The sequence below is a fragment of the Cellulosimicrobium sp. E-16 genome (assembly GCF_049913115.1).
In the GTDB taxonomy this organism is placed as follows: domain Bacteria; phylum Actinomycetota; class Actinomycetes; order Actinomycetales; family Cellulomonadaceae; genus Cellulosimicrobium.
Map to the genome: position 1 here is coordinate 143,232 of NZ_CP183974.1, position 19,755 is coordinate 162,986.

Here is a 19,755-nt window from a genome sequence, read left to right on the forward strand (position 1 = left end):
CGACACGCGTCACCCGAACCCCTCGACCTGCGAGACTGGCGCCCCCATGATCTCCACGCTCCTCGTCGCGCACCCCTGGCTGTCGCCGCTCGCCCTCCTCGTCCTCGTCGTCGCGGGCCCCCTCGTGGGCGCGTGGCTGGCCGGCCGCCGCCCGCTCGCGTGGGTGCTGTTCGGCGTCTCCCTGCTGCCCGTGCTCCTGCTGACGCTCGTGCCCGTCGACCGCGAGCTCTTCGCCGTCTGCACCGTGAGCTGGTCGCTGCCGACGCCGGGACGCGTCGAGCTTCTGGCGAACGTCGTGCTGTTCGTGCCGCCGGTGCTGCTCGCCGCGGTCGCGCTGGGCAGGCCGCTCGTCGCGCTCCTCGGCGGAATCGCCGCCTCCGCGCTCATCGAGGTGGTCCAGGCGCTGGCCCCGGCGCTCGGTCGGTCGTGCGACACGAACGACTGGCTCTCCAACTCGATCGGCGCGCTGCTCGGCGCGGGCCTCGCCGTAGTGGCTCTGCGGCTAGCGGCCCGCCGAGGACGCGCGACGAACCCGGGCTCGGTCCCCACCGTGCGGCGGTCCTGAGGAGCGATCCCGGGTTCGGCGACGACCCGCGCGTCGACACGGGTGTGGGAACGCTTCCACGATCCGCCCTCCGCGGGTTAGCGTGGTGCTCCGGGCGCCGCCCGTCACCGCCGACAGGACTCGCCCAGGAGATCGCCATGCCGCCCACCACGCTCGACGACGTCGCCGCGGCGGCCCGCGTCTCGCGGTCCACGGCCTCGCGCGTCGTGCGGGGCACGGGTCCCGTGTCCGACGCGGCGCGCCGCGCCGTCCTCGCCGCCGTCGAGGAGCTCGGGTACGTGCCGCACCCCGGGGCGCGGTCGCTCGCGAGCGGGCGCGGCGAGCGCGTCGTGGTCGCGGTGGGGTCGCCGTCGGCCGAACTGCTGGGCGACCCCTACGTCGCGCGCGTCGTCGCGGCGGCCAGCCGCGCGGCCGACACCCAGGGCGTCGGCGTGGCGCTGCGCTGGCTCGGGCGCGACCCGCGCGACGAGCTGGCCCGGCTCGCGCGCGACCCGGGCGTGGGCGGCGTGCTCCTCGTCGACTACTCGGCCGAGGTGCTCGCGAGCGTCCCGCGCACGCTGCTCTCCCGCGTCGCGGCGATCGGTCCCGCCGACGGCCGCGTGCCCTCGTACGACGTCGACGCCGCGGCCGGGATCGCCGCCCTCGTCGAGCACGTGCTCGCCGACGGGCGGCGCGACGTCGTCATGCTCACCGGGCCGGGCTGGCTCCCCGGCGCGCAGCGGGCCGTCGAGGCGTACGACGCGGTCGTGCGCGCCGCCGGCGTCCCGCGCCGCGTCGTGGCCGCCGACCTCACGGCCCTCGCGGGCGCGGAGGCGGCCCGCGAGGCGCGCCGGCGCTGGCCCGGCGTGGACGCGCTCGTCGCGATGAGCGACACGCTCGCCGTCGGAGCGATGCGGGCCCTCGCGGAGGACGGCGTCCGCGTGCCCGACGACGTCGCCGTCACCGGGTTCGACGACCAGCCCTTCGCGGAGCAGGCCGGTCCCGGCCTGACCACCGCGACCCACCCCGTGGAGCGGATCGCGGCTGCGGCGACGGCCGCACTGCTCGACCGCCGTCGGCGCGACGACGAGCGCACGTTCCCGTCCGTCGTCGTCCGCCGCACGAGCGCCTGAGGCACGGGCGGGCTCGCGCGACCGGCCGCCACCCGCCACCCGCGCCCCGGGCCGCGGTCCGGGACGGACGGTTGGACCCGCACCGGCGCCGCGCGGACACGGTCCGCCTGCGTCCGCCTCGTCCTGCGCCCCGCGGGGGGACGTGGCAGCATCGCGCGTGGTCGTCTCGGACGATCCGGACGGAGGGGACGGGATGGGTCTGGACGTCGACGGCGTCGAGCAGGAGGTCGCGACCGGGTCGCTCCCGGGCTGGGACCGCGTCGAGGAGCACGTCCGCGCGGCGCACGAGCGCTACCGCGGGAACGACGACGGCGCGGTCGCCGACTACATCCCCGTCCTCGCGGAGGCCGACCGGTCGCTGTTCGGCGTGTGCGTCGCCGAGTCGGGCGGCGCGGTCCACGCCGTGGGCGACGCCGACGTCGAGTTCTCCGTCCAGTCGATCTCCAAGGCGTTCGTCTATGCGCTCGTGTGCGAGGCCTACGGGCACGAGGGCGTGCTCGAACGGGTCGGTGTGGACAGCACGGGCCTCCCCTTCAACTCCGTGATGGCGGTCGAGCTCCACGACGGGCACCCGCGCAACCCCATGGTCAACGCGGGCGCGCTCGCCACGACCGCCCTCGTGCCCGGCGCGTCCTTCGCCGAGCAGTGGGAGAACGTGCGCACCGGGCTGTCACGGTTCGCCGGTCGGTCGCTCGAGCTCGACGGCGAGGTGTACCGCTCGGAGTCCGCGACGAACATGCGCAACAAGGCGATCGCGCGGCTCCTGGAGAGCTACGGGCGCATCGAGGTGGACCCGCTCGAGGTCGTCGACGTCTACACCCGGCAGTGCGCGCTGCGCGTGAGCGCGCGCGACCTCGCGGTCATGGGGGCGACGCTCGCGGACGGCGGGGTCAACCCGGTCACGGGCGAGCGTGTCGTCTCGGCGCAGGTGTGCCGGGACACGCTCGCGGTGCTCGCCTCGACCGGGATGTACGAGCGCTCGGGGGAGTGGTTGTTCGAGATCGGCCTTCCTGCCAAGTCCGGCGTGGCAGGAGGGATCGTGGCCGTCGCGCCCGGCAAGGGGGCGATCGGCACGTACTCCCCGCCCCTCGACCCGGCCGGTAACAGCGTGCGCGGGCAGCGCGCGACCGCGTACCTCTCGCGGACCCTCGGCCTCAACCTGTTCGCGTCGTCCGCCCAGGTCCCCGTGACGCCCACCCGCCCGACCGAGAGAAGGGACCCGGCCTCGTGAGCACCCGAGACGCCGTCGATGCCACCGCCGTACCGGCGACCGAGGACCGCCGGTCGTGGGTGCCGATGGTCGGCCTGTTCCTCGCGCAGGTCCTCATGTCCTTCAACGTCGCCGCCCTGCCGGTGTCGCTGGGCGGCATGGTGGAGGACTTCGGCGTCCCGCCGACGGTCGCGAGCACGACGATCGTCGTCTACGGCCTCGCCGTCGCCGCGCTCGTCATGACCGGGGCGAAGCTCGGGCAGCGGATCGGCTGGGTGTCGATCTTCCGCGTCGTCGTCGCGACGTTCGCCGGGTCGGCGCTGCTCATGATCCTCTCGCCGACCGTCGCGTGGGCCATCACGGGCCAGGCCGTCGCCGGTGCCTCGGCCGCGATCATCGTCCCCGCGCTCGTCGCCCTCATCGCGGAGAACTACCGCGGACCCCAGCAGGCGACGGCGATCGGCTCGCTGGGCTCGGCCCGCGCGGTCTCGGGCATGAGCGCGTTCTTCATCGGCGGCGCGCTCGGGACGCTCATCGGCTGGCGGCCCACCTTCGCGATCGTCCTGGCGCTCGCCGTCGCCGTCTTCGTCCTCAGCTTCCGGCTGCGCTCCGACGCCGGCGACCCCGGCATCCGGATCGACCTCGTGGCAGCGGTCCTCATCGGCGCGGCGGTCGTCGCGCTCACCCTCGGCTTCAACAACCTCAACGCCTGGGGCCTGTTCTTCGCGTCGCCGGGGGCGCCGTTCGACCTCGTCGGGGTCTCGCCCGCGCCCCTGCTCGTGCTGCTCGGCGTCGTGCTCGGGCAGACGTTCTTCTGGTGGACGCGGCGCCGGACCGCCGCCGGCAAGGTGCCGCTCGTCGACCTGTCCGTCCTCGCGCGCCCGAGCGAGCGGGCGGCGGTGTACGCGATGTTCGTCGTGGTCGCGCTCGAGGCGGCGCTGAACTTCACCGTCCCGCTCTACATCCAGATCGTGCAGGGCCGCACCCCGTTCGACACGGCGCTCGCGATGATGCCGTTCAACCTCACCGTGTTCGTCACCGCGACGCTCGTCGTGCGCTTCTACCGGCGCTACCCGCCGCGCACGATCGGGGTCTTCGGCTTCACGCTGACCACCGTCGCGCTGCTCTGGCTGTCGCTCGTCGTCACCAACAACTGGGAGACGCTGCCCACGATCCTCGGTCTCGTCGTCTTCGGGATCGGCCAGGGCGCCCTGGTGACGCTGGTGTTCAACGTGCTGGTCACCGCGGCGCCCAAGACCCTCGCGGGCGACGTCGGCTCGATCCGCGGCACGACGCAGAACCTCGCGTCGGCGGTCGGCACCGCGCTCGCGGGCGCGCTGCTCGTGACGATCCTGTCGTTCAGCGTCGGGCGCGCCGTCGTCGAGCACCCCGCGCTGCCGCCGTCGCTCGTCGCCCAGGTCGACCTGGACACCGTCAACTTCGTGAGCAACGACGACCTGCGCACGGTCCTCGCGGGCACCGACGCCACGCCCGCCCAGGTGGACGCGGCCGTCGCGCTCAACGAGGAGGCGCGCCTCGGCACGCTGCGGATCGGGCTCCTCATCCTCGCCGGGGTCAGCGCCACGGCGATCCTCCCCGCGAGCCGCCTGCCGCGCTACCGGCCCGACGAGATCCCGGACCCCGCGCCTGCCCGGTAGCCCTGCCTACGCCTCGCGGTGGCCGGCGTCGCCGTGCTCGCCGTCGGGTCGGCCGGACCCACGCTCGGTGTCCCGGCCGGGGCCGTCGTCCCGGGTGTCGGCGTCGGCGGAGCGCCCGCCGCTCTGGCGCAGCGCGCGCGCCTGCTCGACGGCCTCCTCGCGCTTGGCCGCCTTCTTGTCGCTCGCGCGCGTGTCCCGCGGCGGGAGCTGGAGGCGCTCCTCGGCCTCGAGCCCGCCCTGGAGCTCCCGGCTGCGCTCGACCTCGGCGTCGAGCTCCGCCCCGAGCAGCAGCGCGAGGTTCGTGAGCCAGAGCCACAGCAGGAAGACGATGACGCCGGCGAGCGTGCCGTAGGTCGCGCCGTAGCTGCTGAACCCGCTGCCGAGGTACAGCCCGAAGGCCGCCGACGCGAGGATCCAGACGAGGATCGCGAGGATCGCACCCGGGCTGATCCAGCGGAACCTCGGTTGCTTGACGTTGGGCGTGAGGTGGTAGAGCAGCGCGACGAGGATCACCACGAGCAGGAGCGCGACGGGCCACTTCGCGACCTGCCAGACGGCGATCGCGGTGTCGCCGAGGCCGACGAGCTCGCCCACCTGGCGCGCGATCGGTCCGGAGAGCACGAGGCTCGCGACGACCAGGCCCGCGAGGATCACGGTGATCACCGTGACGCCGAGCATCACGGGGCGCAGCTTCCAGATGGGGCGCCCCTCCTCGACCTCATAGATGCGGTTCATCGACCGCGCGAACGCGCCGACGTACCCCGACGCGGACCACAGCGCCAGCACGACACCGATGACGAGCGCGAACCCGGCCTTGTCGGTGTTCGCGGCCTGCTCGACGAGCGGCTCGATCATGTCCAGCGTCGTCTGTGGGACGACGCCCTCGACGCTCGTGAGCACCGAGTCGACGGCCTTCTCCCCGTCGCCCACGAGGCCCAGCAGGGAGACGAGCGCCAGGAGCGCGGGCGCGGAGGCGAGCACGGCGTAGTACGTGAGGGCCGCGGCGAGGTCGGTGCACTGGTCGTCCATGAACTCGCGCACCGCACCCTTGAGCGCGAACCCCCACGACGGCTTGTGCAGGTCGGTGGGGGAGTCGGGCTTGCGCTCGGCGTCAGGGGCAGGCCTGGCCTCGGCGTCCGCCGCGGTCTCGGACGCGCGTCGTCCCCTGCTGCTCTCGGTCATGGCGGCCTCCTCGGTGGGCGTCGCCTCGGCGCACGACGCTCGCGTCGGCGGACCGGCCTCGCGGCCCGTCCCGGACCCTCACCACGCTCGGGGCGGTCAGCTCCGCCCGCAAGCCGGGGCCGGTCAGCGCGACGCGCCCGCACGCTCGGCGAACGGAGCGAGGACCAGGTCCCAGCCGTCGTCGTACCGCGCACGGGCCCCGGCGCCGTCGTGCCGGGCGGACCAGCCGGAGTGCGTGAGCACGACGTCGGTCCCCTCCCCGGCGGGTGAGAACGTCACCTCGACGTCCGTCGCGGCGTCGGCGCGCTCCCCGGGGTGCCAGGTGAAGGCGACGGCGTGCGGAGGGTCCCAGCGCGTGACGCGGCCCCAGTCGGCGGACGTGCCGTCGGCGAGCGTCTCGACGAGTCGCGCGGCCCGGCCGTCCGCGTCGCGCTCGAACGCGGCGGTCGAGGTCTCGCCGCCCACGGAGAACGCGCCGAGCGGCCACCACGTCGCGAGCTCGTCGACGAAGACGGCGAACGCGTGCTCCGGCGGGGCGGGGACGTCGAGGGTCTTGACGAGCGGTGCGGTCACGGCGGCCATGGGGTCCTCCCGACGGGTACGTCCCCTCGACCGTGACCCCGATGCCGGGAGCCGGCAACCGGGGCGACGACCGGGGCTACGGTGCGGCTGCGGTCGACCGTCGCTCGACCAGCGCGACGTCGATGCGCGTGACGCCGGTCGGCCCCTCGCCGCTCGGCTCGGGCTCCGAGCGTCTGGGTCGCGACGCGCCGTCGTCCAGCGCGTCGAGGAGCAGGTCGGCCGCCGTGCGTCCCTTGCGCGCGGTGTCCTGCGCGACCGTCGTGAGCGGCGGGTCGACGTACCGCGCGATCTCGGCGTCGTCGAACCCGACGACCGACACCGCGTCCGGCACACGGACCCCGGCCTGCGCCAGCCCGCGCGAGATCCCCGCGGCGAGGACGTCCGCCGTGGCGAACACCGCCGTCGCGCCGGGATGCTCGGCCGCGACGCGTGCGGCGGCGTCGAGGCCGTCGTCGTACGTCGTGTTCGCCGGCACGACGTGCAGCACGACGCCGTCCTGCGCCTCGCCCGGGACCACGTCCAGCGCCGCTCCGGCCGCCGGGGTGCGACGGTCGGTCGCGTCCGGTTCCGCCGCGTCGGCCGGATCGAGCCCGAGCCCCACGCGGAAGCCCGCGAGGCGCTCGCGGACGACCTGGCTGGTGGTGCCCACGGGCCCGCACAGCACGACCTCGCGGTGACCCAGGGCGCGCAGGTGCTCGCCCGCGAGGCGGCCGCCCTCGAAGTCGTCGGCGCGCACGGTCGCGGCGCCGGGCGCGTCCACGTAGGTGTCGACGACGACGGCGGGCACGCCCCGCGGCAGGTCGAGCGCCGCGAGCTCGTCGTCGGTGAACCCCATGACGACGATCCCGTCGAGGTTCCAGCGCTGCACGGAGTCGAGCACGTCGCGGTGGTGCGTGACCCCGCGCAGCATGAGGTGGTGGTCGCGCTCGCGCAGGCGCGCCTCGACGGCTCCGGCGACGGCGACGTCGTGCGGGCTGCCGAGCAGGCTGCCGCCGTCGGCGCGGTCGGGCAGCAGGAGCCCGACGAGGCGGGTGCGGCGCGCGGCGAGGCTCTGCGCCGGGCCGTTCGGCACGTACCCCCGCGCGGCGACGATGCGCTCGACCTCGCGCGCGGTGGCAGGGGAGACGCGGCCGAGGTTGCCGTTCACCACGTTGGAGACGGTCATGACGGACACGCCCGCCTCGCGGGCGATGTCCTTGAGCGTGACGCGGGCCATCCTCGGCGCGGCTCCTTCGGTCGGGTGAGGGCCCTGGTCCGGCCCGGGGTCGACGGTAGTCGCGACCACGACCGGCCGTCGTGACCAACTCGTGACCCTTCTGCTGCTTGACGCACGATCCTAGACGCGTTTAGCGTTAAACGTATAGCGCTAAACCTGCACTGCTCACGGTGGGGACGGCAGCCGACGGGACGATCCGGCGGAACCGAGGGGCAGCGCGGTCCCGACACCCAGCAGACGCGGGCATCATGGCCCGGAGTCCTCAGCGAGGAGAGACGATGAAGTCAGCAACCACGGCGGGCGCGGTCGCGCTCACCGGCGCCCTTGTCCTCACCCTGACCGCGTGCAGCTCCGGCGAGCAGGCGGAGGGCGGCGACGCCACGAGCGGCGGGGCGGTCGAGATCGAGGTGTCGATCGACGCCGGCCTCGACGAGGCGGCACGCGCCAAGTTCGACGAGCGCGTCGCCCAGTTCGAGGACGAGCACCCGGACATCACCGTCACGGCGCGCGAGTACACGTGGGAGGGCACGACGTTCGCGACGGAGCTCGCCGGCGGCACGCTCCCCGACGTCTTCACCATCCCGTTCACCGACGGCCGCGGCCTCATCGAGCGCGAACAGCTCGCCGACATCAGCGACCTCGTCGCCGAGCTCCCGTACGCGGAGGACTTCAACCCGAACGTCGCGCAGGCCGGTCAGGCCGCCGACGGCTCGATGTGGGCCGTGCCCATCGCCGCCTACAGCCAGGGCCTGCACTACAACCGCACGCTGTTCGAGCAGGCCGGGCTCGACCCCGACGACCCGCCGACCACGTGGGAGGAGGTCCGCGAGGACGCGAAGACCATCGCGGACGCCACCGGCGTCGCGGGCTACGCGACCATGACGTCGGGCAACACCGGAGGCTGGATCCTCACGACGCTCACCAACGCGTTCGGCGGCTCGGTCCAGGAGTTCGACGGCGAGACCGCGACGTCGACGATCGACACGCCGGAGCTCACCGAGGTGCTCGAGTACCTGCACGCGCTGCGGTGGGAGGACGACTCGATGGGCGCGAACTTCCTCTACGACTGGGGCAGCATCAACCAGGACTTCGCCGCGGGCCAGATCGGGATGTACGTCTCGGGAGGCGGCAACTACGGCAACCTCTTCACGCAGAACGCGATGAACCCGGACGACTACGGGCTCACGGTCATCCCTCTGGTCGGCGACGGCGGCGTCCTCGGCGGCGGCACGCTCGCCGCGGTGAGCGCGAAGGCCTCGCCCGAGGAGCAGGCGGCCGGCGTCGAGTGGATCGACTTCTACTACATGGAGAAGCTCACGGACGAGGCGGCGGCGAAGCTCGACGCGGAGACCGCCGTCGCGAACGACCAGCCGGTCGGCGCCCCGGAGCTCCCGGTCTTCGACGAGCAGACCTACCTCGAGTCGCGCGCCTGGACCGCGGAGTACGTCAACGTGCCCGTGGACCAGATGAGCTCGTACACCGAGAACATCTTCGACCAGCCGGTCGTCCCCGAGCCCGCGCGCTCGACGCAGGAGATCTACGCGCTGCTCGACCCGGTCGTCCAGGCCGTGCTCACCGACGAGGACGCGGACATCGACGCGCTCGTCGCCCAGGTGCAGGAGGAAGCCCAGGCGCTCCTCGACGCCGCCCAGGGCTGACCGCCCCGCTCCGCGGCTCTCGCGCCGCTCGCCGAACCCGGGGTTGCCGCGCCCTCGGGCGCCGAACCCACCCGTATCCCCGGGTTCGGCACCGTGCCGGCCCATGACCCCGGGTTCGGCACGCCCGTCGGGACCGCTCCGACGTCCGTGCCACCATCCGCCGCACCTGAAGGACCGCCGCACATGACCTTCCCGCCCCGTATCCCGACCAGCCCCGTCGCCCACCCGGAGGCGACGATCCGGGGCGACGGGTACCGGATCACGGTGCTCGCCGACGGGCTCGTGCGGCTCGAGCGCGCGGAGGACGGCGTGTTCGAGGACCGCGCGTCGGCGTTCGCGCTCCACCGCGACCTGCCGGTGCCGGACTTCCGGGTGACCCGGTCCGGCACGTGGTCCGGCACCTGGGCCGCCACCGGGTCCGCGGACGGGGTCGAGGTCGTCACGGACCGCCTGCGCCTGCGGTACGACGGGAGGCCGTTCAGCGCGAGCGGGCTGAGCGTCGAGGTGCTCGGCGCGCACTCGGCCTACCACGGGGTGTGGCGGTACGGGCAGCGCGGGCCGGGAGTCCCGGCGACGGCCGTCGCCCTGGAGCCGGACGCCGTCGGGAACGGACCGGGCAACCTCGGCGGGACGGCGCGCACGCTCGACGAGGCGGACGGTCCGGTCCCGCTGGGCCCCGGGGTGGTCTCGCGCGACGGCTGGGCCGTGATCGACGACTCGGCCGGCCTCGTCCTGGACGACGACGGCTGGGTCGCCCCGCGCGACGGGTCGCGCCAGGACCTGTACGTCTTCGCGTACGGGCACGACTACCGGGCCGCGCTGCGGGCGCTCTACGCGCTGTCCGGGCCGCAGCCGGTGCTGCCCCGGTACGCGCTCGGCACGTGGTGGAGCCGCTTCCACCGGTACTCGGCCGACTCGTACGCCGAGCTCGCGCGGCGCTTCCGTCGCGAGGGCGTCCCGCTGTCGGTCGCGGTGCTGGACATGGACTGGCACGTGACCGACGTCGACCCCCGGCACGGGAGCGGCTGGACCGGGTACTCGTGGAACCGCGACCTGTTCCCCGACCCGGTGGCGTTCCTGCGGTCCCTGCACGACGACGGCCTGCGCGTCACGCTCAACGTGCACCCCGCGGACGGGGTCCGCGCGTTCGAGGACGCCTACCCGGCGATGGCCGCCGCGCTCGGTCGCGACCCGGAGAGCGGCGAGCCGATCGCGTTCGACGTCACGGACCGCGACTTCCTGCGTGCGTACGCCGAGGTGCTGCACCGCGGGCTCGAGCGCGACGGCGTCGACTTCTGGTGGGTCGACTGGCAGCAGGGCGGGGTCTCGCGCGTGCCCGGGGTCGACCCGCTGTGGATGCTCAACCACGTGCACTACCTCGACAACGCGGGCGCGGCGTCGCGCGCCGCCGCGGGCCGCGCGACGCGGGCCCTGACCTTCTCCCGGTACGCCGGGCCGGGCAGCCACCGCTACCCGGTCGGGTTCTCCGGGGACTCCGTGATCTCGTGGGAGTCGCTCGACTTCCAGCCGTACTTCACCGCGACCGCGAGCAACGTCGGCTACGGGTGGTGGAGCCACGACGTGGGCGGTCACATGCACGGCACCAAGGACGACGAGCTCGCGACGCGGTGGGTGCAGCTCGGCGTCTTCTCGCCGATCCTGCGCCTGCACTCGGCGGGGAACCCGTTCACGCGCAAGGAGCCGTGGACGTTCGGTCCCGAGGCCCGCGACGCGCAGGTCGCGGCCCTGCGCCTGCGCCACCGCCTGCTGCCCTACCTCCACACGATGAACGTCCGGGCCGCGCGCGAGGGCGTGCCGCTCGTCCAGCCGCTCTACCACGAGTGGCCCGAGGCTCCCGAGGCCTACGCGGCGCGCAACCAGTACCTCTTCGGGTCCGAGCTCGTCGTCGCGCCGATCACCGCGCCGGCGGAGGGCGCGGCCGGGGTCGCCGCAGTCCGCGCATGGCTGCCCGAGGGGATGTGGGTCGACCTGCTCGCCGGGCTCGTCTACGACGGCGGCCGCGAGACCTGGCTGCACCGCGACCTGTCGAGCATCCCCGTCCTCGCGAGGTCCGGCGCGGTCGTGCCGCTCGACGGCGCGACGGTCCCGGGCAACGGCGTCACCCACCCGGAGCACGTCGAGGTGCTCGTGGTCGTCGGCGCCGACGGCGCGCTCGACCTCGTCGAGGACGCGGAGGGCCTCCCGTTGGGAGCCGACGTCGGAGCGTGGGCCACGGCGGACGGGTCGCCCTCGCCCGCGGAGGCGCGTACTCCGCTCACGTTCGACCAGGCGAGCGGACGGGCCGTCGTCGGCCCGGTCGAGGGAGACCGGTGCGTCGTGCCCGCCCGGCGGCGCTGGACCCTGACGTTCCCGGCGCTCGCGGCCGACGGCGACGAACCGGTCGTGACGGTCGACGGCGCTCGGGCGGACGCGCTCGTCGAGCGCGACGACCGCGGGCTGCACGTCACGGTCGAGGCGGTCGCACCGGCGTCCCGCCTCCTCGTCGACCTCGGTCCCGACCCGCGCCTCGCGGACAACGACGTCGACGCCCGCGTGCTCGCCGCGCTCGACCGTGCGCGAGTCCCCTACGACGACAAGGAGCGCGCCCAACGGGTGCTCACGGCGGACCGGCCCCTGTCGGTGCGCGTGTCGCACCTGCACGCGCTCGGACTTCCGCGCGCGCTCGAGTCCGCGCTCACCGAGATCCTCCTGGCCCGCGCGCCAGGTCAGCACGTCACCGGCGGGGACGTCCTCACCGGCCTGTCGGAAGCCGTCCGACCGGCCTGAGGGTCCATCGGGGTGCCGCGCCGTTCGTGCTGGGGCTGCGCGGCACCCGGACGAGCGCCGGCCAGCCCCGTCGTGGTCGTCATGCGTTCTGCGTGACGACCGCGCGCCGTGCCGTCGTCATGCTGGCGGGGAGGGGCGATCGGGCAGGGGACGGGCTCGGGGCGGCCGGCCCCGGCCGGGCCCGCGTCGGAAGGGTGGGTGGTCGGCGTGGACCATGCGGAGGTGCTCCGGCGGCTCACGATCAACGACGAGCGCGTCGCCGACGGCGCCGGGCTGGGGGACGACGCGCTCACCGGGCGCGACCGGGCTCTGGTGCGGATCGCGGCCGCCGTCGCCGTCGGTGCGTCGGTCCCCACGTACGGGGCCGAGATCGACGGGGCGGTCGAGGCCGGGGTCGACGCGGCGGAGGTGGTGGGGGTCCTCGCGGCGGTCGTGCCGGTCGTCGGGCTGCCGACGGTCGTGGCCGCCGCGCCACGGGTCGCGCTCGCCCTGGGTCTCGAGCCCGTCGAGGGATGGGGCGACGCCGACGCGGCCGCGGAGGACGGCGCGTCGTCGGACGGCGCGCGGCGTCCCGGGTGATTTACCCCGCTCCGGTTGAGGGCCCCCGGGGCCGCTCCTAGGCTGCTCGCGTGTCCGACGGGAGCCGTCAGGCGGTCACCGCGCGACCGGATCTGAGCACGGCGCTGCTCGCGGGCAAGGTCGAGCCGCCGGCGCCGCGCCGCGGTGCGGTCTCCCGGCGCGCGCTCGTCGACCGGGCCCGGCGCGACGGCGCACGGGTCGTCGTGGTGACGGCCCCGCCGGGCTACGGCAAGACGACGATGCTCGCCGAGTGGGCGAGCGTCGAGGACCGCGCGGTCGCGTGGGCCAGCCTCGACCGGCTCGACGACGACCCCGGCGCCCTCCTCACGCTCCTCGCGCTCGCGTGCGCGCCCGTCTCGCCCGAGGTCGCCGCCGTGGCGGCGGAGATGCGCGGCACGGGCGCCGCGATGCTCGGCCGCTCGGCCCCGCTGCTCGCGTCCGCGCTCGCGCGGACCGGCACACCGTTCGTCCTGTTCGTCGACGACCTGCACGAAGCGGGCTCGGCGGCCTGCCGGGACGCGCTCGAGGTCGTGCTCGGCGGCGTCCCGCCGGGGTCGCAGGTCGTGGTCGCGAGCCGCCGCGCGCCCGGTCACGACGCTCGGCGGCGCGTGGAGGGCGACCTCGTCGAGATCGGTCCCGACGACCTGCGGGTCGACGTGGCCGGCGCGCGAGAGATCTTCCGCGCGGCGGGGGTCGAGCCGGGCGAGGGGCTGGACCGTGTGGTCGAGCGGTGCGAGGGCTGGCCGACGGGCGTCTTCCTCTGCGCGCTGCTCGTGCGCGACGGCGAGGACCCGTCGTCTCTCACGGGCACGGACCGGTTCGTCGCCGACTACCTGTACCGCGAGTGCATGGCCCTCCTCCCCGCGCCGACCCAGCACTTCCTGCGGGCCACGGCCGTCCTCGACCAGCTCTCGGCGGCGACGTGCGACGCCCTGCTCGGCACCACCGACGCCGCGGAGCGGCTGCGCGAGCTGGAGGACGCGAGCCTGTTCCTCGTCCCGCTCGACCACCACCGCGGGTGGTTCCGCTACCACGCGCTGTTCCGCGAGTTCCTGCTCGCGGAGCTCCACCGGGTCGAGCCCGACGTCGTCGCGCCGCTCCACCGTCGCGCCGCCGCCTGGCACGTCGAGGAAGGGCTCGAGGCCCGGGCGGTCGAGCACCTCCTCGCGGCGGGCGACGTCGAGGAGGCGGCCGTCCTCGTCGCGCGCCTCGCGCTGTCGACGTACCAGGACGGCGGGGTCGCCGTCGTGACGCGCTGGCTGGACACCCTCGGCGACGCCGTCGTCGAGGCATTCCCCGAGCTCACCGTCGTCGCCGCGTGGCGTGCGCTGCTGCTCGGCGAGTCCCCGACGGCAGAACGGTGGGCGGCCGTGCTGGAGGGCTTCGATGCCGCACTCCTTCCCGAGGAGGACCGCGTCGCGCTCGAGTCCGCCCGGTGCCAGGTCCGGGCCGCCATGTGCGTCGACGGCCCGGAGGCGTCGCTCGCGTGCGCGCTCTACGCCGTCGAGCACGAGCCCGCGTGGAGCCCCTGGCGGGACCAGGCGCTCCACCTCCTGGGCTCGGCCCACCTGCTGGTGGGTGACCGGGACGCGGCGCGCGAGGCGTTCGTCGAGGCCGTGGCCTGCGGGACCGAGGCGGGGAACCCGGACTCCGTGCTGCTCAGCGAGGCGGAGCTGGGGATCCTCGCGCTCGACGACGGGCGGTGGGACGACGCCGAGCGGCACGCGCGCGCCGCGGTCGACACGGTCGACGCCCACCACATGGAGGGCTACTCGACCACCGCGATCGCCTTCGCCGTCCGGGCCCGCGTCGCCGCGCACCGGGGCGAGCACACCGCGGCGGAGCGGTTCGTCGCCCGCGGGATGCGCGCCCGCGTGCCGTGCACGTACGTCATGCCGTACCTCGCGCTGCGCGTGAGGCTCCAGCTCGGGTACGCGTGCCTGGCCCTCGGCGACCGCACGACGGCGTCGCACCTCGCCGCCGAGGCCGCGGAGGTGCTGCGCCGCCGCCCGCGCGTCGGGCTCCTCGCGGGCGAGGTCGCCGCCTTCCGCGCCCGGCTCGAGACGGTCGCCGCGACGCACGGTGCCCCGCCGCTCACCCCGGCCGAGCTCCGGCTGCTGCCATACCTGCAGACTCACCTCACCATGGCGGAGATCGGGCGGCGGCTGTTCGTCTCCCGCAACACGGTGAGCACGCAGGTCGGTGCGATCTACCGCAAGCTCGGCGCGACGACGCGCGGCGCCGCGGTCGAGCGCGCCGTGACCCTCGGTCTGCTCGGGAGCTGAGCGACGCCGCGGTCCGGGGGCACCGCACCGTCGTTCGCGCGATCTGCGTGATGCCCTCCCCGTCGCGGCGGACCTACGGTCGACGCGTCGTCGGCGAGGACGCGCCCACGCCGTCCGTGAGGTCCTGGACAGACAGGAGAGGCACATGAGTGACGAGCCACGCCGGACGGTCGTCGGACCGCCGCTGCCCGCCGAGCGGTCCCTGCCGTTCCCACCCCGCCGGTCCGGGAGCGTCGCCGGGAGGACGATCCAGGAGTCCACGTACTCCCCGCGTCCGCCGGAGCGGCACCTGCCGCCGGACGCACCGAACGTCGTCGTGATCCTCATCGACGACGCCGGCCCCGCCCTCCCGACGACGCTGGGCGGCGCGGTCCGGACCCCCACTCTCGACCGGGTGCGCGCGCAGGGCGTCGGCTACAACCGGTTCCACACCACGGCGATGTGCTCCCCGACGCGCGCGTCGCTGCTCACCGGGCGCAACCACCACCGGGTCGGCAACGGGCAGATCGCGGAGCTCGCGAACGACTGGGACGGGTACTCGGGGCACATCCCCAAGAGCAGCGCGACGATCGCGGAGGTGCTGCGCCAGTACGGGTACGCGACCGGCGCGTGGGGCAAGTGGCACAACACGCCGGCGGAGGAGACGACGGCGTCGGGGCCGTTCGACCGCTGGCCCACCGGGTACGGGTTCGAGTACTTCTACGGGTTCCTCGCGGGCGAGGCGTCGCAGTACGAGCCGCACCTGGTGCGCAACACGACCCCGACGCTCCCGCCGAAGACCCCGGAGGAGGGGTACCACCTCAGCGAGGACATCGCCGACGACGCGATGCGCTGGCTGCGCGACCACAAGGCGAACGCGCCGGACAAGCCGTTCTTCGTCTACTGGGCCACCGGCGCCCTGCACGGACCGCACCACATCATGAAGGAGTGGGCGGACAAGTACGCCGGGGCGTTCGACGACGGCTGGGACGTCTACCGCGAGCGGGCGCTCGCGGGCGCGAAGGCCGCGGGCTGGGTGCCGGAGGACGCCGAGCTCACGCCCCGGCCCGAGAGCCTCGCCGGGTGGGACGAGATCCCCGACGACCAGAAGGCGTTCCAGGCGCGGCTCATGGAGGTCGCCGCGGGTTTCGGCGAGCACGCGGACGTGCAGGCCGGGCGCCTGCTCGACGAGGTCGAGCGGCTCGGCTTCGCCGACAACACGATCGTCGTCTACATCTGGGGCGACAACGGCTCGTCGGGCGAGGGGCAGAACGGGACGATCAGCGAGCTGCTCGCGCAGAACGGCATCCCGTCGACGGTCGAGCAGCACATCGCCGCGCTCGACGAGCTCGGCGGGCTCGACGCGCTCGGCACCCCGGCGACGGACAACCAGTACCACGCCGCGTGGGCCTGGGCCGGCTCGTCGCCGTACCAGGGCATGAAGCTGCTCGCGTCCCACCTCGGCGGCACGCGGAACCCGATGTTCGTGAGCTGGCCCGGGCGCATCGAACCCGAACGGGTGCCGCGCACCCAGTTCCACCACGTCGTCGACCTCGTGCCGACGATCTACGAGATCGTCGGCATCTCCCACCCCGAGACCGTGAACGGCATCCCGCAGGACCCGATCGACGGGACGAGCTTCGCCTACTCGATCGACGACGCCGGGGCCGAGGGCCGCCGTCTGACGCAGTACTTCGAGATCATGGGCAGCCGGTCCATCTACGCCGACGGCTGGATGGCCTCGGCGACCGGTCCACGGCTCCCGTGGGTGCAGGGGATGCCACCGGGGATCCAGACCTGGACCCCGGACCACGACCCGTGGGAGCTGTACCACCTCGACGAGGACTGGAGCCAGGCCCACGACCTCGCCGCCGAGCACCCCGAGAAGCTGGCCGAGCTCAGGGAGCTCTTCGCGATCGAGGCGGCCCGCAACGACGTCCTGCCCGTGGGCGGTGGTCTCTGGGTGGTCGCGATGCACCCCGAGGACCGGATCAGCCCGCCGTACACGGCGTGGGACCTGTCGGGCGACACCGTGCGCGTGCCGGAGTTCTGCGCCCCAGCACTCGGCAACCGCCCCAACCGGGTCGAGATCCGGCTGTCCGTCCCCGACGCCGCGAACGGCGTGCTCTACAAGCTCGGGGGAGCGGGCGGCGGGCTCACGTGCTTCCTGCTCGACGGCGTCCTCACGTACGAGTACAACCTGTTCCTGATCCAGCGAAGCGTGGTTCGGTCGAGCGTGCCGCTCGCGGCCGGCGACCACACGGTGGAGGTCGTGACGACGTACGTCGAGCCGCGGCCGGGCGGGCCGCTCGAGGTCGTCCTCCGGGTCGACGGCGACGACGTGGGGTCGGGCACGGTCCCCGTGAGCGCGCCGCTGCTCTTCTCCGCGAACGACTGCCTCGACGTCGGGCGCGCGTACGGCGGCGCGGTGTCGCGCGCGTACGCCGACCGCATGCCGTTCGCGCTCGACGGGCGCATCGACGCCGTGCACGTGGAGTACCTGCTGCCCGCGACCGACGGAGCGGACCGGTAGCCGCCGGGTGTCGTCGTCGGCCGCGAGTTCACTCGTTCTGGGTGAGGACGCGACCGCTGGCGACGGCAAGCCTGAGGGCAGACCCGCGCGCGCCGCGCGGGACGGAGGCGGAGAGGACGCGACGATGACGCAGGAACTCAGCGACGGGGTCGGGGGCGGGCTCGGCGACCTCGAGGAGAGCGGGCCGATCGACTTCCTGGTGATCGAGCTGCCGACGGACCGGGCGACGGGGGACGCGGCCTTCCCGTACCTCGTCGACCTCGTGGAGCGCGGCATCATCCGGGTGCTCGACCTCGTGGTCGTGCGCCGGGAGGACGACGGCAGCGTCGTCGGCATCGGGCTCGAGGAGCTCGACGACGGGTCGACCGAGCTCGCGGTGTTCGAGGGATCGAGGTCGGGCCTGCTCGGCGACGACGACCTCGACGAGGCCGCGAGCGCCGTCGAGCCCGGCATGACGGCCGTCGTGCTGGTCTACGAGAACGTCTGGGCGGCGCCCTTCGCGACCGCCCTGCGCCGCAACGGCGCCCAGCTCGTCGCGAGCGGGCGCATCCCGGTCCAGGCGCTCATCGCGGCGCTGGACGCCACCGAGCCGGACGCCTGATCCGGCCGCCTGAAGGAGGATCCCGTGCCTGGACTGATCCGCGGTGTCGCGCGCACCGCCGTCGTCGCCGGAACTGCGACCGCGGTCTCCAACCGTGTCTCCCGCCGTCAGGCGGGTCGCTGGGCCGCTCAGGAGAGCGCGCCGGAGCCGCAGTACGCCGCGCCCCCGCAGCAGTACGCGGCCCCGCAGCCGACCTACTCGCCGCCCCCGGCGCCCGCGCCCGCGGCGTCGCCCGACATGGACGCCCGCATCGCGCAGCTCACGCAGCTCGCCGCCCTGCGTGACCAGGGGGTGCTCAGCCCCGCCGAGTTCGAGGCGCAGAAGGCCCGCATCCTCGCGGACTGAGACGCGCCGTCCGCCGTCCCGGGAACGACGTCCGGGACGGCGGACCCACCCGTCGACCGCGCCGGACCTCCGGCGTGTCGGAAGGAACCAGCATGACCGACGAGCAGCACGTCCTGCGTCCGACCTACACGCGAGCGGGCGTGCGGGCGGTCGCGCCACGCTTCACGATGCCGGACGCGGAGATGGAGCCGACGTCCGCCTACCAGGTCGTCCACGACGAGGTGATGCTCGACGGCAACTCGCGCCTCAACCTCGCGACGTTCGTCGCGACGTGGATGGGCGACGAGGCGGACCGCCTCTACGCCGAGGTCTACGACAAGAACATGGTCGACAAGGACGAGTACCCGCGCACCGCGGCGGTCGAGGAGAACTGCTGGCGCATCCTCGCGTCGCTGTGGAACGTGCCTGACGTGAAGGCGTGCATCGGCACGTCGACCATCGGGTCGTCCGAGGCGTGCATGCTCGGGGGCCTCGCGCTCAAGCGGCGGTGGCAGCTCGCGCGTCGGGCCGCGGGCAAGCCGGCGGACCGGCCGAACCTCATCATGAGCTCGGCCGTGCAGGTGTGCTGGGAGAAGTTCTGCAACTACTTCGAGGTCGAGGCGCGGTACGTGCCCATCTCGGAGGAGCACCCGTGCCTCGACGGCACCGACCTCGAGAAGTACGTCGACGAGAACACGATCGGCGTCGTCGCGATCATGGGCGTGACGTACACGGGCATGTACGAGCCCGTGCAGGAGATCGCCGCGGCGCTCGACGCGCTCCAGGAGCGCACGGGCCTCGACGTCCCGATCCACGTCGACGGCGCCTCGGGCGCCATGATCGCGCCGTTCCTCCAGCCGGAGATCGAGTGGGACTTCCGCCTGGAGCGCGTGCACTCGATCAGCACGTCGGGCCACAAGTACGGGCTCGTGTACCCCGGGGTGGGCTGGGTCGTGTGGCGCACGCTCGACGCCCTGCCGGAGGAGCTCGTCTTCCGGGTGAGCTACCTCGGCGGGGACATGCCGACGCTCGCGCTCAACTTCTCCCGGCCGGGCGCCCAGGTGCTGCTGCAGTACTACCAGTTCCTGCGGCTGGGCCGGGAGGGCTACACCGCGATCCAGCAGGAGTGCCAGGACGTCGCGAAGTACCTCGCGCACGGGATCGAGGACATCGGCGCGTTCGACCTGTGGAACGACGGGTCCGACATCCCCGTGTTCGCGTGGCGCCTCAAGCCCGGGCACACCGAGAACTGGGACCTGTACCACCTCTCGGACCGGCTGCGCATGAAGGGCTGGCTGGTCCCGGCCTACCCCATGCCCGACGACCTCGCGGACCTCACCGTCCAGCGGATCGTCGTGCGCAACGGCGTGAGCCGCGACCTCGCGGACGACCTCCTCGAGGACATCCGGGTCGAGACGGAGTGGCTCGACGGGCTCACGTCCCCCATGCCCGCCGAGGGTCGGCGCTCGGGCTTCCACCACTGA

The 19,755-nt window shown here is 74.2% G+C and carries 15 protein-coding genes; 12 read left to right on the forward strand and 3 right to left on the reverse strand.

The window, feature by feature from the left end; genetic code table 11:
• Nucleotides 1-46 precede the first annotated feature (46 nt).
• The 4 genes from ACN9MS_RS00680 to ACN9MS_RS00695 all read left to right on the forward strand — a co-directional run bounded on the left by ACN9MS_RS00680 (nt 47) and on the right by ACN9MS_RS00695 (nt 4,545).
• Nucleotides 47-565 carry a VanZ family protein gene (locus ACN9MS_RS00680; RefSeq protein WP_426310266.1) on the forward strand — a complete coding sequence of 173 codons (519 nt, stop codon included), beginning with the start codon at nt 47-49 and terminating at the stop codon, nt 563-565.
• Nucleotides 566-702: 137 nt separating this feature from the next.
• Nucleotides 703-1,677 (forward strand): LacI family DNA-binding transcriptional regulator, encoded by a 975-nt coding sequence (locus ACN9MS_RS00685; protein ID WP_426310267.1) that lies wholly within the window; start codon nt 703-705, stop codon nt 1,675-1,677.
• Nucleotides 1,678-1,870: 193 nt separating this feature from the next.
• Complete coding sequence (gene glsA / locus ACN9MS_RS00690) at nt 1,871-2,908, forward strand: glutaminase A (protein WP_426310268.1); 1,038 nt, start codon at nt 1,871-1,873, stop codon at nt 2,906-2,908.
• Nucleotides 2,905-4,545, forward strand: coding sequence for an MFS transporter (locus ACN9MS_RS00695; protein ID WP_426310269.1), 1,641 nt, complete (start codon nt 2,905-2,907; stop codon nt 4,543-4,545). The genes glsA and ACN9MS_RS00695 overlap by 4 nt, the downstream gene beginning before the upstream one ends.
• Nucleotides 4,546-4,551: 6 nt before the next feature.
• Here ACN9MS_RS00695 and ACN9MS_RS00700 read toward each other — a convergent pair whose 3' ends face one another.
• From ACN9MS_RS00700 to ACN9MS_RS00710, 3 genes are all read right to left on the reverse strand, one after another.
• Nucleotides 4,552-5,727: a YihY/virulence factor BrkB family protein gene (locus tag ACN9MS_RS00700; protein WP_426310270.1), complete on the reverse strand. Its 1,176-nt coding sequence runs from the start codon at nt 5,725-5,727 to the stop codon at nt 4,552-4,554.
• Nucleotides 5,728-5,850: 123 nt separating this feature from the next.
• Nucleotides 5,851-6,309, reverse strand: a complete 459-nt coding sequence (locus tag ACN9MS_RS00705) for an SRPBCC domain-containing protein (protein WP_426310271.1) — start codon at nt 6,307-6,309, stop codon at nt 5,851-5,853.
• A gap of 76 nt (nt 6,310-6,385) precedes the next feature.
• Nucleotides 6,386-7,525 carry a LacI family DNA-binding transcriptional regulator gene (locus ACN9MS_RS00710; protein ID WP_426310272.1) on the reverse strand — a complete coding sequence of 380 codons (1,140 nt, stop codon included), beginning with the start codon at nt 7,523-7,525 and terminating at the stop codon, nt 6,386-6,388.
• 278 nt (nt 7,526-7,803) lie between these two features.
• Here ACN9MS_RS00710 and ACN9MS_RS00715 point away from each other — a divergent pair, with 278 nt between their 5' ends.
• The 8 genes from ACN9MS_RS00715 (at nt 7,804) to ACN9MS_RS00750 (ending at nt 19,755) form a co-directional block, all read left to right on the forward strand.
• A complete protein-coding gene (locus ACN9MS_RS00715) occupies nt 7,804-9,183 on the forward strand; it encodes an ABC transporter substrate-binding protein (RefSeq protein ID WP_426310273.1) in 1,380 nt (459 codons plus the stop codon).
• Between the two features lie 183 nt (nt 9,184-9,366).
• Nucleotides 9,367-11,970 (forward strand): TIM-barrel domain-containing protein, encoded by a 2,604-nt coding sequence (locus ACN9MS_RS00720; RefSeq protein WP_426310274.1) that lies wholly within the window; start codon nt 9,367-9,369, stop codon nt 11,968-11,970.
• Nucleotides 11,971-12,177: 207 nt separating this feature from the next.
• The gene (locus tag ACN9MS_RS00725) at nt 12,178-12,549 is read left to right on the forward strand and encodes a carboxymuconolactone decarboxylase family protein (protein ID WP_426310275.1); all 372 of its coding nucleotides are present in this window, start codon (nt 12,178-12,180) and stop codon (nt 12,547-12,549) included.
• A gap of 50 nt (nt 12,550-12,599) precedes the next feature.
• Entirely contained in the window at nt 12,600-14,834 is a 2,235-nt protein-coding gene (locus ACN9MS_RS00730; protein ID WP_426310276.1) for an AAA family ATPase, read from the forward strand.
• Nucleotides 14,835-14,979: 145 nt separating this feature from the next.
• Nucleotides 14,980-17,346 carry an arylsulfatase gene (locus ACN9MS_RS00735; protein ID WP_426310277.1) on the forward strand — a complete coding sequence of 789 codons (2,367 nt, stop codon included), beginning with the start codon at nt 14,980-14,982 and terminating at the stop codon, nt 17,344-17,346.
• A 124-nt stretch (nt 17,347-17,470) separates the two neighbouring features.
• A complete protein-coding gene (locus ACN9MS_RS00740; protein ID WP_426310278.1) occupies nt 17,471-17,947 on the forward strand; it encodes a DUF6325 family protein in 477 nt (158 codons plus the stop codon).
• Between the two features lie 24 nt (nt 17,948-17,971).
• Nucleotides 17,972-18,292, forward strand: a complete 321-nt coding sequence (locus ACN9MS_RS00745; protein WP_426310279.1) for an SHOCT domain-containing protein — start codon at nt 17,972-17,974, stop codon at nt 18,290-18,292.
• A 92-nt stretch (nt 18,293-18,384) separates the two neighbouring features.
• Nucleotides 18,385-19,755 (forward strand): glutamate decarboxylase, encoded by a 1,371-nt coding sequence (locus ACN9MS_RS00750; RefSeq protein ID WP_426310280.1) that lies wholly within the window; start codon nt 18,385-18,387, stop codon nt 19,753-19,755.